Here is a 14,350-nt window from a genome sequence, read left to right as displayed (position 1 = left end):
TCATGGCCTGGTGAGCACCTCCGCCACCACCGCCAATGCGCGCTCCAGCTCGTCGCCGGTCGGGCCCGCGTAGCCGAGGACGATCCCCGCGGCGGCGGGTGCTCCGGCGTAGTGGCGGGCGAGCCCGTCGAGCCGGACATCCCGTGCCGCCGCCGAGGCCACGACCGCCCGCTCGGTGGCCGCGTCCGGCAGCGGGACCACGACGTGCGCGCCCGCCGCGTCGCCCTCCACGACGCGCCCGGCGCCCCGGACGGCGGCAACGACCGCGGCCCGGCGGCCGGCCAGCTCGCGCCGCAGCCGTCGCAGGTGACGCGCCAGGTCACCGTGGGCGCCGAACGCGGCGAAGACCCGCTGCCCCGCGCGCGCCGGACGGCCGCCGCCGCGCTGGCGGGCGGCCAGCACCGCCTCCCGCACCGCGGGCGGGGCGACCAGCCAGCCCGCGCCGAGCGTCGGGGTGAGCAACTTGCTCGCCGTGCCGAAGTGGACCACCACATCCGGCCCGAGCGCCGCGAGCAGCGGCAGCGGCGCGACGTCGTAGCGCAGCTCGCCGTCGTAGTCGTCCTCCAGCACGAGGAACCCCTCTGCGCGTGCCCGCTCCACCAGCGCCACCCGCCGCGCGGCAGAGAGCCGCGAGCCCGTCGGGTACTGGTGCGCCGGCGTGCAGTAGACGGCCGCGAGGCCGCTCGGCAGCGCGTCCACCACAAGGCCCGCGGCGTCCACCGGCACGCTCGTGACGTCGAGTCCCGCGTCGCGTAGCGCGTCGACGGCGCGCTGGTAGCCCGGCTCCTCCACCGCCACCCGGGCGCCCGCGGGCAGGGTGCGCGCGAGCTCACCGATGGCCGCCGTGCTACCGCCGGTGGCGAGCACGTCGGCGGGGTCGGCCGGCAGGCCGCGGTGGCGCAGCAGGTGCTCGACCACCACGCCGCGGAAGGCGTCGAGTCCCACGAAGTCCGGTCCGATGTCGGGCGCGGGGTCGGCGGCGGCCCGCCATGCGCGTCGCCAGGCGGCCCGGTCGAGCGCGGCGACGCACGGCGTCCCTGCCGTCAGGTCGACGAATGTGCGCTCTGGCCGTGGGGCGAGGGCGGCCGCTGCCCGCGGCACGGCACGAGGTCCGGCGGGCGCCCCCACCACGTACGTGCCCGACCCGCGCCGGCCCTGCGCCCAGCCCTCCGCGAGCAGCTGGTCGTACGCCGCACTCGTCACGGTGCGGCTGACGCCGAGGGTCGTCGCGAGCGCGCGTGTCGACGGCAGGCGGTCGCCCGCTCGGAGCGTGCCGTCGGCGGTGGCGGCGCGCAGGGCGTCGGCGAGCTGGACGGCGAGCGGGCGCGGAGCGGTGCGATCCAGCGACAGCGGCGGCAGGTCCACGAGTGGCCTTCCGAAGTCGGGTGAAAGTGGCCCTGCCACGATGCCACCTCACGGCCGAGGATGGGAGTGTGAGCCTCTCGACGACCGACCGCACCACCCTGACCCGCCTCCGCGAGCGCGCCCGCACCGACCGCGCCGACCTGCACGCCGTGCTCGACGCGGGGCTCGTCTGCCACATCGGGCTCGTCCGCGACGGCGCCCCGGTCGTGCTGCCCACCGGCTACGGCCGCATCGACGACACCGTCTACGTGCACGGCTCCACCGGCGCGGGCTGGCTCCGGATCGCCGACGGCGCCCCGCTCTGCCTCACCGTCACCCACGTCGACGGGATCGTCTACGCCCGCTCGGTGTTCCACCACTCGATGAACTACCGCAGCGCCGTGGTGCACGGTCCCGCGCGGCTCGTCACCGACCCCGCGGAGGCGCTGGCCGGGCTGCGCGCCATCGTCGAGCAGCTCTCGCCCGGGTCGTGGGAGCACGCCCGCGAGCCGGACCGTCGCGAGCTCGCCGCCACCGCGGTGTTCGCGATCGACCTCGGCGAAGCGAGTGTGAAGGTGCGCACCGGCCCGCCCAGCGACGACGAGCCCGACATCGCCGCGGGTGGCCGCTGGGCGGGTGTGCTGCCGGTACGCACGGTCTTCGGCGTCCCCGAGCCCGACCCGACGCTCCCGCCCGACGCCTCGGTGCCCACCCACGTCGCCGACCGCCCCATCCCGGTGGTCGAGTAGCGCCGGCCCGCCAGGGCCGGCGCGTGTCGAGACGACGAATGCCGTCGGGGGGTCTCGATACGCGCCGGCGCTGGGGCGCCGGCCCCACTCGACCACCGGGAAGCCCGGCGCCCCCATCACGCTCACCGGCGCGGACGCGGCAGCGTTGGGCAGGCGGCCGTCTGAAACAGACCACTGGACCGGGTGACGTAACCTCGGCTCGCGTGGACGCTCCCTATCCGACTGCCCCCTACCCGGAGGCGCAACGCCTCGACCTGGTCGAGGAGCTGCACGGCCACCGCGTGGCCGATCCGTACCGGTGGCTCGAGGACCCGGACGACCCGCGCACGCGGGCGTGGTCGGCCGCGCAGGACCTGCTGACCCGGGAGCACATCGACGGCCTCCCCGGCCGGGACGGGCTCGCGACCCGGCTGACCGAGCTCATGTCGGCCGGGTCGGTGTCGGCTCCGCTGTGGCGCGCCGGTCGACGCTTCGCCACCCGCCGCGCGCCCGGGCAGGAGCACGCGGTGCTGCACGTCCGGGAGCCGGACGGTGCCGAGCGGGTGCTGCTCGACCCCATCGCGCTCGATCCCACCGGGCGCACCACGATCGACGGCTGGGTACCCGACCTGGAGGGCAGGCTGCTGGCCTACCAGCTCTCCAGCGGCGGCGACGAGCACTCGGTGCTGCACGTGCTGGACGTCGCCAGCGGGGAGGACGTCGAGGCGCCGATCGACCGCTGCCGCTACTCCGACGTCGCGTGGCTGCCCGGCGGCGAGGAGTTCGTGTTCGTGCGGATGGTCGCCGAGGACGAGGTGCCGGCCGGGGAGCAGGCGTTCCACCGCCGGATCTGGCGGCACCGGGTCGGCACTCCCACCACCGAGGACGAACTGGTCGACGGGCCGGGGCTCTACGAAGAGCACACCTACTACGGCGTGCACGTCTCGCGGGACGGCGGCTGGCTGGTCGTCACCGGCAACATCGGCACGGCCCGCCGCGACAGCGTGTGGATCGCCGAGCTGGGGGACGGCGACAAGATCCCCCCGCTGACGCCGCTGCTCACCCAGGCCGACGACGTGCAGTGTCACGCGTGGGTCGACCGCGACGGCCTGCTGTACCTGCACACCACCGACGGTGCGCCCCGCTGGCGGCTGGCCGTCACCGACCCGCGCACACCGGCCCGGGAGCACTGGCGCGAGCTCGTGCCCGAGGACCCCGGCTCCGTGCTGCAGGCCGTGCGGCGCCTGGAACGGCCGGACGGGCCGCCTCTGCTCGCGCTCGCCCGCGCCCGGCACGCCGTGGCCGAGGTGGCGCTGCACGACGCGGACGGCACCCTGCACAGCACCGTCCCGCTGCCCGGTACCGGCTCGCTCACCGGCATATCGGTGGCCGACCGCGACACCCCTGCCGAAGCCGGCCGGCTGTGGCTCGGCTGGACCGACCTGGTCACCCCTCCCGAGGTACAGCGCTACGACCTGACGACAGGGCTCATGCTCCGCGAGGAAGCGGCGCCAGGGGCCGTCGACGTGCCCGCCGTGCGCACCGAGCACCGCGAGTTCACCTCGGCCGACGGCACGACCGTCCGGATGTTCGTCATCAGCCCACCCGACGCGTCCGCCCCCCGGCCCGCGCTCATCACGGGCTACGGCGGCTTCGGCATCAGCCGGGTGCCTGCCTACACCGCGTCGGCGCTCGCCTGGGTCGAGGCAGGCGGCACGTTCGCGCTGGTGTCCCTGCGCGGCGGCGGTGAGGAGGGCGAGGAGTGGCACCTCGCCGGGAACCGCGCCAACAAGCAGAACGTCTTCGACGACCTGCACGCAGCGGCCGCCGCCCTGATCGACGCGGGCGACACCGCCGCCGACCGGCTCGCGATCATGGGCGGGTCCAACGGCGGGCTGCTCGTCGGCGCCGCGCTCACCCAGCGCCCCGAGCTGTACCGGGCCGTCGTCTGCTCGGCGCCGCTGCTGGACATGGTGCGCTACGAGGAGTTCTCGCTCGGCCGCACCTGGAACGACGAGTACGGCACGGCGGCCGACCCCGATGAGCTCGGCTGGCTGTTGAACTATTCGCCGTACCACCACGTCCACGATGGTGTGGCGTACCCGGCCGTGCTCTTCACCGTGTTCGACTCCGACTCGCGGGTAGACCCCCTGCACGCCCGCAAGATGTGCGCGGCCCTGCAACACGCCAGCACCGGCGACCCGCACACCCGTCCTGTCCTGATCCGCCGCGAGACCGACGTGGGCCACGGTGCCCGCGCCGTCTCCCGCAGCGTCGCGTTGGCGGTCGACCAGCTGTCCTTCCTCGCCGCACACACCGGTCTGGAGCTGTCGTGACCCCCGCTCCCCTGCCCACCACTCCGCTGTCCCCCGCAGCCCTACCCGCAGCCGCCGTACCCGATCAACCCACCTGCGCTGCCGACGCAGGCAGCTGGTGCGCGGAGTTCTACAAGGTGACCAACAGCGACTTCCTCGCCCGTTCCGCGGACACCATCGTCTCCACGACGTTCAACGTGGCCCTGATCGTCGTGCTCGGCGTGGTGGCCCGGTTCCTGATCCACCGCACGATCAACCGCATCGTCGAGGGCGCGACCAACTCCCGGCTCTCCCGCCTCGTCGGTCGCGCGCCGCGGCTGCGCGGCACCAACGGCAACGGCCCGATCACCCCGCGCCGCGCCCAGCGGGCCCGCACCATCGGCTCGGTGCTGCGCTCGATCAGCTCGACCGTCATCCTCACGGTCGGCGCGATCATGGTGCTCGCCGAGTTCGGTGTGGCGCTCGCCCCGATCCTCGCCTCGGCGGGGATCGTCGGCGTCGCGGTCGGCTTCGGTGCCCAGAACCTCGTGCGCGACTTCCTCTCGGGCATGTTCATGCTGCTGGAGGACCAGTACGGCGTCGGCGACATCATCGACGCGGGCGAGGCCAGCGGCGTCGTCGAGGCCGTCGGGCTGCGGATCACCACGTTGCGGGACCACCAGGGCACCGTCTGGTACGTCCGCAACGGCGAGATCCTGCGTGTGGGCAACAAGAGCCAGGGCTACGCGGTCGCCGTCATCGACCTGCCGCTGGCCCACGCCGCCGACATCCCCAGCGCGAGCGCCCTCGCGGAGCGCGCCGCCACCGAGCGCGTCGCCGAGAAGGACGTGGCCGACTCCGTGCTCGAGCCACCCGAGATGCTCGGCGTCGAGCGCGTCGGGCCGGAGGGTGTCACGCTGCGCCTGACCGTCAAGGTCAAGCCCGGCGAGCAGTTCGCCGTGCAGCGGGCGCTCAACGCCGCCATCGCCGACGCCTTCGAGGACGCCAACGTCCCGCGGCCCTCCATCTTCCCCGGGCAAGACTCCTCCCGCCCGTCGATACCGTAGTGCCGGAGGGGAGGGATGATGGAGCCGTGACCGATCCTCAGAACTTCTACGCCGAGGTCGGCGGAGCCCCGGTCTTCGAGAAGATCGTCCGGCGCTTCTACGAACAGGTGGCCGAGGACGAGGTGCTGCGGCCCCTCTACCCGGAGGAGGACCTCGGCCCGGCCGAGGACCGGCTGCGGATGTTCCTCGAGCAGTACTGGGGCGGCCCGCGCACCTATTCGGACCAGCGCGGCCACCCCCGGCTGCGGATGCGCCACGCCCCGTTCAAGGTCGGCCCCATCGAGCGCGATGCCTGGCTGCGGTGCATGCGGGTGGCCGTCGACGATGCCGGGCTGGATCCGGCCCACCGCGACCAGCTGTGGCAATACCTCACGTATGCGGCGGCAAGTATGGTGAACAGCCCCTTCTGAGTCCACCAACCGCGCGAACTACTACCCGGTGTGACGGACAGCCCTCGCTCCGTCCCCAATAGCTTGGCAAGATTCGGTCCCGTGCAGTGGTGGCGCGATGCCGTGGTGTATCAGATCTACGTCCGGTCGTTCTCGGACGCGGACGGCGACGGCATCGGTGACCTCGATGGCATCCGGGCCCGGCTCGGATACCTCGAGCTGCTCGGCGTGGACGCGATCTGGCTGACCCCCTTCTACACCTCGCCGATGGCCGACCACGGCTACGACGTGGCCGACCCGCGCGACGTCGACCCGGTGTTCGGCGACCTCGCCGCGTTCGACCGCCTCATCGCCGACGCCCACGAGCACGGCCTGCGCGTCACGATCGACCTCGTCCCGAACCACACGTCCCGGGAGCACGAGTGGTTCCGCGTGGCGCTGGACGCCGCGCCTGGCAGCCCGGAGCGGGCCCGTTACCACTTCCGCCGCGGCCGCGGGCCGAACGGCGACGAACCGCCCAACAACTGGCAGAGCGTCTTCGGCGGGCCCGCGTGGACCAGGGTGCAGGACCCGGACGGCAGCCCTGGCGAGTGGTACCTGCACCTGTTCGCCCCCGACCAGCCGGATCTGAACTGGACCAACGCCGAGGTGTGGGCCGACCTGGAGAAGACGCTGCGGTTCTGGCTCGACCGCGGCGTCGACGGGTTCCGGATCGACGTCGCCCACGGCATGAGCAAGCCACCGGACCTCCCGGACGCGCACGAGGAGCGCGAGCCCGCCGCCGACGGCGAGCGGTGGGCCGCCTCGGTCGTCGAGCCGGACCCGCGCTTCGACCACGACGACGTCCACAGCGTGCACCGGATGATCCGCGCTGTGCTCGACCACTACCCGGGCCGGCTCGTCGTCGGCGAGGTGTGGGTGGGCGACAGCGCCCGGTTCTCCCGCTACATCCGCCCCGACGAGCTGCACCTGGGCTTCAACTTCCGCCTCGTGCGAGCGCCGTTCGATGCCGGCGCCATCCGGACGGCGATCGAGCAGTCGCTCACCGCCGTCGCCGACGTGGGTGCCCCGCCGGCGTGGACCCTGTCGAACCACGACGTCTCCCGGCCCGTCACGCGCTACGGCGGTGGCGCCACCGGCCTCGCGCGGGCCAGGGCGATGGCCCTCGTGGAGCTGGCGCTGCCGGGGGTCGTCTACCTCTACAACGGTGAGGAGCTCGGCCTCCCGGACGTCGAACTGCCCGACGACGCGCTGCAGGACCCGATGTGGGAGCTCTCCGCGCACACCCGCCGGGGCCGCGACCGCTGCCGCGTGCCGATCCCGTGGGAGGGCAGCGCCCCGGGCTACGGGTTCACCCCCGGTGACCCGTGGCTGCCGATGCCGCCCGACTACGGGAAGCTGGTCGCGGCCGAGCAACTCGAGGACACCGGGTCCATGCTGTCGCTGGTGCGGCGGGCGATCGAGCTGCGCAAGACCCACCCTGGCTTCGAGGGCGAGGAGCTGGAGTGGTTCGGCGCCCCCGAGGGCTGCTTCGCGTTCCGCAGGGCCGGCACCACGTTCGTCTGCGCGCTGAACACGTCCAGCGATGCGGTCCCGCTCCCGCCGGGCGAGACCATCCTGGCCAGCGGCCCCCTCGCAGACGGCATGCTCCCGCCCGACACCGCCGCCTGGCTGGCCTGACCCCGGTGGTCTCGATACGCGCCGGCCCTGAGGGCCGGCGCTACTCGACCACCGGTTGTGCTCAGCCCACGAGCAGCGGGAGTGCGGTGATCCGCCGCCGGACGACCGCGCCGTAGCGGGCATCGAGGCGCAACCAGGTGCCGGTGGCCGAAACGCGCACCACGCCGGCATCCGGGCCGGTGTCGCCGAGGAACCCCATGCCGGACAGCGCGAACAGGCAGCGCAGCGGCACCTTCACGGCTGGCTTGGCTCCCGCCGAGACCGTGAGCACCGTCTGGTCCAGAAGCGACGCGGGCGGCCCCATGGGCCCCGCGTTCTCCCGCGCGACAGCGAGCCCGCGCTCGGTGAGCCGTTCCAGCTCCGCTGCCGGTACCTCGTCGACCTGCTGCCAGCCCACGGACGGCGGCAGCTCGCCGTGCCAGAACCCGCCCGTCCCGGGGTCCACGGTCTCCGCCCGCTCCACCGTGAGCGCGGTGAGCAGGCCCGTGGCGGGCACCGTGACGTCGGTGGGCTCCAGCGCGCCGTGCACGGTGCGGGTGGCGAGCACGTCGAACGGCGTGGCAGCCCACGCCGTCACCGTGCCGTCCCGCGCCTGCAGCCGTACGAGCGCGGCCTGGTCGAGCCGCACCACCCGCGCGACGAACGCGCCGAGGTCGCCACGCTCGTCCGGGTCCGGCACCATCAGCCGCGTCACGCCGCCCACCTCCCCAGGAACTCCCGCTCCTCGGGCGTGAGCCGCCGCGGCCGCTGGGCTGACAGGTCGAACGTGGCCAGCCGGGTCTCGGCCGTGACGGCGACGGCGTCCCCCTCCTCCGGCCCGTCGTGCATGACGTACCGGATGCGGAACGCCGCCGCACGCAGGTCCTCCACCGCCATCGCCACCCGCAGCCGCCGGGACCGGTAGGCGAGCTGGCGTTTGTAGTCCACCGACAGGCCCGTGACCAGCAGTCCCTCGGCGAAGCCTCGAACGCCCTCGGCCCGGGCCTCGTCGAAGACGAGCTGGATGCGCGCCTCCTCCAGCAACGTCACGGTGACCGCGTGGTTGACGTGCTGGAAGACGTCCTGATCGGTCCAGCGCACAGCGACCTGAGCGACGAAGGGTGCCACGCCGTCCACCCTCTCAAGCGACGCTCCCCACCGGAACGCAGGGGCTCACGGCAGTCACCGCGCCCCGATCGACGCGATCAGCTCGGCGACCCGCCCGGGCTCGTCGACCTGGACGTAGTGCCGCGCCGTCGCCAGCAGGTGCAGGTCAGACGTCGGGAGGAGGCGGTGCAGCCGCCACGCGACGCGGCGGTTCAGGTACGGGTCGGCGTCGCCGAACACGATCCGCACTGGGCGGTCGAAGTGGCGCAGCCGCCGCGAGCGCAGCCGCCGGCTGATCACCGTCCCGAGCAGATCGTCGTTGAGCCGCCAGAACGCGGGGCGGGCGGCCCGGAAATCGGCGTACAGCCTCGGGACGAGCTCCGCGCGCGCGGCTTCGTCGCGGATGAACCGCCCGACCTGCCAGGCGAACAGCTTCTCGTCGAGCCGCTCGTTGCGGCGGACGACGGCACGCGCGATCGTGCGGACCAGCGGCGTCGAGTAGAGCGCGATCGCCTCCGGCGCCCGTAGCGCGGGGTGCCAGCCGTAGTAGGTGTTGAGCAGCACGAGCCCGGACACCCGCTCGGGATGGGCGACCGCCCAGTCGATGGCAGGCGGGCCGGAGGCGTCGTGCGCGACGAGCACCGCCTGTTCGAGTGCCAGCCCGTCCATCACCGCCTCGACCTCGCCGACCTGGTTGGTCGCGGTGTGCGGGTAGCCGGGCGGCTTGTCGGAGCGACCCCAGCCGAGGAAGTCGAACGCCACCACGCGCCGGCCGGCGAGCTGCGGGACCACCCGGTCGTAGAGGTGCAGGTTGTCCGGGAAGCCGTGCATCAGCACGATGGCCGGCTCCGTGCCGGGATGCTCCACGACATGGAGCCGATGACCATGATGTTCGACCATCCGCTCGCGCGCCATCCGATCAGCCCGTCCGATCTGCTCGCGACGTTGGGTCAGCGGGCCAGGCCACGCAGCTGCCGGGACACGACCGAGAGCGTGGCCAGGTCCAGCTGCCCCGCCTTGCCCACCTCCTGCAGGGCCGCCCTGGCGCGCACGAGCCGCGACGCGTTCGCCTTCTCCCACAGCGCGATGGACTTCTCCACCGACGCGCCCGGGCCCGCCTCGCGCAGCGCGTCGAGGGTGATCGCCCGCAGCGACGCGTACAGGTCGTCGCGGAGGGCGAGCCGGGCGAGCGCGTGCCAGCGGTCGCCGCGCTCCAGCGCGGTGACCGACGTGAGCGCCGAGTCGACGCCCAGGTGCTCGGACAGGCCGTAGTAGAGCGCCGCGACCTCGTGTGGCTCCCGTGCCTCCCGGTCGCGTTCCGACAGCTCTGTGAGCTCCACGACGTCGAGCAGCCCGTAGCGGTACATGAGCGCCGCGGAGCGCGTCGCCGTCTCCGGCTCGATGCCGGCGGACCGCAGCTCGGCCGCCCTCATCTCGACCGCAGCCTGCTCACGACCGCGAAGGAACTGCGGCAGCGCCGAGCTCAGCTCGCGCATCGTGGACGCGAACCGGCTCACCTCGGCCCCGACCGCGAGGGGCTGCGGTCGGTTGGTGAGGAACCAGCGCGAGGCGCGGTCGAGCAACCGACGGGTCTCCAGCACGAGCTGGTCCGACACGGCCGTCGGGATTCGCGGAGACCGCAGCTCACCCCACAGGGCACGCAGGTCGAACACGGCCGTGGTCACGGCGTAGGCCCGCAGGGCGTCAGCAGGGCCGGCCGAGAGCTCCTCACCCAGCCGGAACGCGTACGTCATCCCCGCACCGTCGACCATCTCGTTGACCAGCAGCGTGGTGACGATCTCGCGCCGCAGCGGGTGGTCGCGGACCGCGGCGGGGAACCGCTCACGCACCGCGTGCGGGAAGTACTCCGGCAGCCGCCCTGAGAACGCCCCGGCGTCGGGCAGGTCGGTGGCGAGCACCTGCGCGGTCAGGTCGAGCTTGGTGTGGGCGAGCAGCGTGGCCAGCTCCGGGCTGGTGAGCCCGGCACCGGCGGCCTCCAGCGCCGCGAAGCCTGCGCCGTCGGGGAGCACTTCGAGCTCGCGGTCGAGCCCGCGCCGGGTCCCGAGGTCGGTGGTGAGCCGCGCGTGCACGCTGACCATCGCCGGCGCGTGAGCCCTGGCGATGCCGAGCACCTCGTTCTGGTCGCGGTTGTCGGCGAGGACGAGGTCGGCCACCTCGTCGGTCATCTCCAGCAGGACCGCGTTGCGGGCCTCCCGGTCCAGCTGGCCCGCCGCCACCAGCCGGTCCAGCAGGATCTTGATGTTGACCTCGTGGTCGGAGCAGTCGACGCCCGCCGAGTTGTCTATCGCATCGGTGTTGATCTTTCCGCCGCGCCGGGCGAACTCGATGCGCCCGCGCTGGGTCAGCCCGAGGTTGCCGCCCTCACCGACGACCCTCACCCGCAGGTCGGAGGCGTCGGCCCGCACGGGGTCGTTGGCCTTGTCACCCGCGTCGGCGTGCGTCTCGTCCGACGCCTTCACGTACGTGCCGATGCCGCCGTTCCACAGCAGGTCGGCCGGCGCCCGCAGGATCGCCGCGATGAGCTCGGGCGGGCTCAGCTTCTCGACGTCGTCAGCGATGCCGAGGGCCGCGCGGATCTCCGGCCCGATCGGCACCGACTTCGCCGTGCGCGGCCACACCCCGCCACCCGCGCTGATCACCGACCGGTCGTAGTCGTCCCAGGACGAGCGCGGCAGCGCGAACAGCCGCTCGCGCTCGGCGAAGCTCGCCGCGGTTTCCGGGTTCGGGTCGACGAAGACGTGCCGGTGGTCGAACGCGGCGAGCAGCCGGATGTGCCGCGAGAGCAGCATCCCGTTGCCGAACACGTCGCCGGACATGTCACCGACGCCGACGACCGTGAACTCCTGGGTCTGGGTGTCGACCCCCAGCTCCCGGAAGTGCCGCTTCACGCTCTCCCAGGCGCCCTTGGCGGTGATGCCCATGGCCTTGTGGTCGTAGCCGACCGAGCCGCCGGAGGCGAACGCGTCGCCCAGCCAGAACCCGTACGACGCGGCGACCTCGTTCGCCACGTCGGAGAACTTCGCGGTGCCCTTGTCGGCCGCCACGACGAGGTAGGAGTCGTCGGCGTCGTGGCGCACCACGTCCGGCGGCGGGACGGTCTCGGTGCCCACGAGGTTGTCGGTGACGTCGAGCAGCCCCGAGATGAAGGTCCGGTAGCAGAACTCGAGCTCCTCCGGGCCCGCGTCGTCGCGCCGGACGATGAAGCCGCCCTTCGCCCCGACCGGGACGATCACCGCGTTCTTCACGGCCTGCGCCTTGACCAGTCCGAGGATCTCGGTGCGGTAGTCCTGCGGCCGGTCCGAGTACCGCAGGCCCCCGCGCGCCACGGGCCCGAACCGCAGGTGCACGCCTTCCACCCGCGGCGAGTACACGAAGATCTCGAACTTCGGCCGCGGCGCCGGCATCCCGGGCACGTCGGCCGGGTTCAGCTTGAACGAGAAGAAGGGGCGGTCGCGGAACCAGTTGGTCCGCAGCGTCGCGCTGATCATCGCGAGGTAGCTGCGCAGGATCCGGTCGGCGTCCAAACCGGTGACGGCGTCGATCAGCCCGCGCACGTCGGCGAGCGCCGCGAGCACCTCCCGCTCCCGCTCGGCGAACGCGGGGTCGAACCGCGCGCGGAACAGCGCAATCAGCCCCTTGGCGACGGCCGGGTGCGCGAGAAGCGTGTTGGCCATGTATTGCGGGCCGTACGGGCTCCCCAGCTGGCGCGCGTACCGCGCGTACGCCCGCAGCACCGCCGCCTCCCGCCATGGCAGCCCGGCCCGCAGCACCAGCGCGGAGAACCGGTCGGACTCGGCGTCACCGCGCCACGCGGCACGGAACGCCGTGCAGAACGCCTGCACCACCTCGGGGTCGTCGAACGCCGCTCGGAGCGGCTCGTCGACCTTCAGGCCGAAGTCGTAGAGGAAGCACCGCAGCCCGTCGGGTCGCACGAACTCCGAAGGCCGCTCGTCCAGCACGTCGACGCCGAGCTGCTGCAGCAGCGGCAGCACGGCGGTGAGCGACGCGGGCGCGCCCGCGAGGTAGAGGGTGAACCGCGGTTCGGCGTTCTCGACGTCGGCGACGTACATGCGGGTGTCGAACGCGCCCTGCTCCGACAGCGCCGCGATCCGGCGCAGGTCCTCGACGGCGTGCGGCGGGGCGACGGCGGCCTTGTACGCCTCGGGCACGCCGGGCAGGAGCGCGGCCACACCCGCGGTGTCACGCTGCGAGAGCAGGCGGTCGTCCCACGTGCGGACGGCCTCCGTCAGCTCGTCCTGCAGCGCCGCGACGTCGACGTCACCGAACCCGGCGGCGTCTGGCTCGGTCAGCACCGTGAAGTGCACCATCGCGAGGCTCGACTCCGACAGCCGCACCGTGAACTCGACGTGCCGGCCACCCAGCCTGCGCTGCAGCACGTCGGACATCCGGATGCGGGCGGCCGTGGTGTAGCGGTCCCGCGGCACGTAGACGAGGCACGAGATGAAGCGGCGGTACGGGTCGGGGCGCATGAACAGCCGCACGGCCCGACGGCCGGCCACCGCGAGCACCCCGACCGCGGTGTCGTGCAGCCGCTGCTCGCCCACTGCGAACAGCTCCTCACGCGGCAGACCGGAGATCACTTCCAGCATCCGCTGGCCCGAGTACGACTCCAGCGGGAAGCCCGCCCGGTGGATCGCGTCGCGCACGCGGCGCTCGACCACCGGGATGTCCAGCACGCTCTCGTACAGCGCAGGCACCGTGAGCAGGCCGAGGAACCGGTGCTCGCCGACCAGCCTGCCGCCGGCGTCGAACGTTCGAATTGCGAGGTAGTACGGGTGCACCGGCCGGAGCGGGCTGGGCGCGCTGGCCCGCGTCATCACCAGCAGCTCGTCCTGGCCGTCGGCCTTGTCGACCTTCGGCGCGAACGTGTCGATCGTCGAGCCCTTCCGGAGCACGCCGAGGCCCGACTCGGGTTCGGCGTGCAGGTCGTCGCCACTGACGACGTAGTGCCGGTAGCCGAGGAACGTGAAGTGGCCGTCGGCGAGCCAGCGCAGCAGCTCCGCGACGTCGGCCGGGTTGGTGCCGTGGGGCACCGGGGTGTCGCGCGGCAGGTCGTCGGCCACCCGCCGCGCCCGCTGCACCATGGGCTCGGCGTCCTCGACGACCTCGCGGACGTCGCCCAGCGCCTGCGCGAGCGCCTGCTCCAGCTCCGCCCGGTCGACCTCGCTCGGCAGCAGGTCGAGGTGGATCCACGACTCGACGAGCGCGTCGGCCGGCGGCGCCGCCGGGTCGGCCTCGGTGAGCACCTCCGCGAGCTCCCCGGTGGGACCGCGCCGCACGACGACGATCGGGTGGATCACCCGCACCGTCTCGGCACCGGTCCTGCCGACGGCAGCCAGCAACGACTCGACGAGGAACGGCATGTCGTCGGTGACGATCTCGACGACCGATCCCGCATCCGCCCCCTCCTGCGGATCCCGCACGCGGATCAGCGGCTCCCCAGCGGCCCGCACCCGGGCGAGCTGCAGGTGGCCGCGGGCAGCGCCGAGCAGCAGCGGACGGTGGTCGCCGCGCTGGAGGTCGGGGGCGTGCCGCGCGTACAGCGCTCCCAGATCGGCAAGGGCAGGGTCGATCGGCTCGGGATCGGACGCAGGCGGTTCCGCCCGCTCCCGGGTCCGGCTCGTCACAATTCAGCTCCGGGTCTCGCCGACGGCGTACTCGCTCCGCCGCCGTTGGGCGCCCGCGAGGCAGCGGGCTCACCGTCACACTAGCCCTGCCCG

Annotated in this window: 10 protein-coding genes; 5 read left to right on the top strand and 5 right to left on the bottom strand. The window is 73.5% G+C overall.

What is annotated here, in order from left to right; all coding sequences use genetic code 11:
• Window positions 1–1,404 (bottom strand): PLP-dependent aminotransferase family protein, encoded by a 1,404-nt coding sequence (locus K1T35_RS08675; protein WP_255621710.1) that lies wholly within the window; start codon window positions 1,402–1,404, stop codon window positions 1–3.
• Window positions 1,405–1,433: 29 nt separating this feature from the next.
• On the opposite strand from K1T35_RS08675, the gene K1T35_RS08670 reads away from it, so the two are divergent.
• From K1T35_RS08670 to K1T35_RS08650, 5 genes are all read left to right on the top strand, one after another.
• Complete coding sequence (locus K1T35_RS08670; protein ID WP_220259643.1) at window positions 1,434–2,093, top strand: pyridoxamine 5'-phosphate oxidase family protein; 660 nt, start codon at window positions 1,434–1,436, stop codon at window positions 2,091–2,093.
• A 203-nt stretch (window positions 2,094–2,296) separates the two neighbouring features.
• Window positions 2,297–4,408 (top strand): prolyl oligopeptidase family protein, encoded by a 2,112-nt coding sequence (locus K1T35_RS08665; RefSeq protein ID WP_255621709.1) that lies wholly within the window; start codon window positions 2,297–2,299, stop codon window positions 4,406–4,408.
• On the top strand, window positions 4,405–5,433 hold the full coding sequence (locus tag K1T35_RS08660; RefSeq protein WP_255621708.1) for a mechanosensitive ion channel family protein: 1,029 nt from the start codon (window positions 4,405–4,407) through the stop codon (window positions 5,431–5,433). The genes K1T35_RS08665 and K1T35_RS08660 overlap by 4 nt, the downstream gene beginning before the upstream one ends.
• Window positions 5,434–5,459: 26 nt before the next feature.
• Complete coding sequence (locus tag K1T35_RS08655) at window positions 5,460–5,843, top strand: globin (RefSeq protein WP_220259641.1); 384 nt, start codon at window positions 5,460–5,462, stop codon at window positions 5,841–5,843.
• Between the two features lie 102 nt (window positions 5,844–5,945).
• Window positions 5,946–7,502: a glycoside hydrolase family 13 protein gene (locus K1T35_RS08650; RefSeq protein WP_255621707.1), complete on the top strand. Its 1,557-nt coding sequence runs from the start codon at window positions 5,946–5,948 to the stop codon at window positions 7,500–7,502.
• A 61-nt stretch (window positions 7,503–7,563) separates the two neighbouring features.
• Here the strand turns inward: K1T35_RS08650 and K1T35_RS08645 are convergent, their stop codons facing one another.
• The 4 genes from K1T35_RS08645 to K1T35_RS08630 form a co-directional block, all read right to left on the bottom strand.
• Window positions 7,564–8,196 (bottom strand): hypothetical protein, encoded by a 633-nt coding sequence (locus K1T35_RS08645; RefSeq protein ID WP_220259639.1) that lies wholly within the window; start codon window positions 8,194–8,196, stop codon window positions 7,564–7,566.
• A complete protein-coding gene (locus tag K1T35_RS08640) occupies window positions 8,193–8,609 on the bottom strand; it encodes a thioesterase family protein (RefSeq protein WP_220259638.1) in 417 nt (138 codons plus the stop codon). The genes K1T35_RS08645 and K1T35_RS08640 overlap by 4 nt, the downstream gene beginning before the upstream one ends.
• A gap of 54 nt (window positions 8,610–8,663) precedes the next feature.
• Window positions 8,664–9,455 (bottom strand): alpha/beta fold hydrolase, encoded by a 792-nt coding sequence (locus tag K1T35_RS08635; protein ID WP_220259637.1) that lies wholly within the window; start codon window positions 9,453–9,455, stop codon window positions 8,664–8,666.
• A gap of 83 nt (window positions 9,456–9,538) precedes the next feature.
• Window positions 9,539–14,257 (bottom strand): NAD-glutamate dehydrogenase, encoded by a 4,719-nt coding sequence (locus tag K1T35_RS08630; RefSeq protein ID WP_255621706.1) that lies wholly within the window; start codon window positions 14,255–14,257, stop codon window positions 9,539–9,541.
• Window positions 14,258–14,350: the final 93 nt, after the last annotated feature.

The sequence above is a fragment of the Pseudonocardia sp. DSM 110487 genome (genome assembly GCF_019468565.1).
Taxonomy (GTDB): Bacteria; Actinomycetota; Actinomycetes; order Mycobacteriales; family Pseudonocardiaceae; genus Pseudonocardia.
Note: the sequence above shows the minus strand (reverse complement) of the source record. Positions and strands in the feature narration are given on the sequence as shown.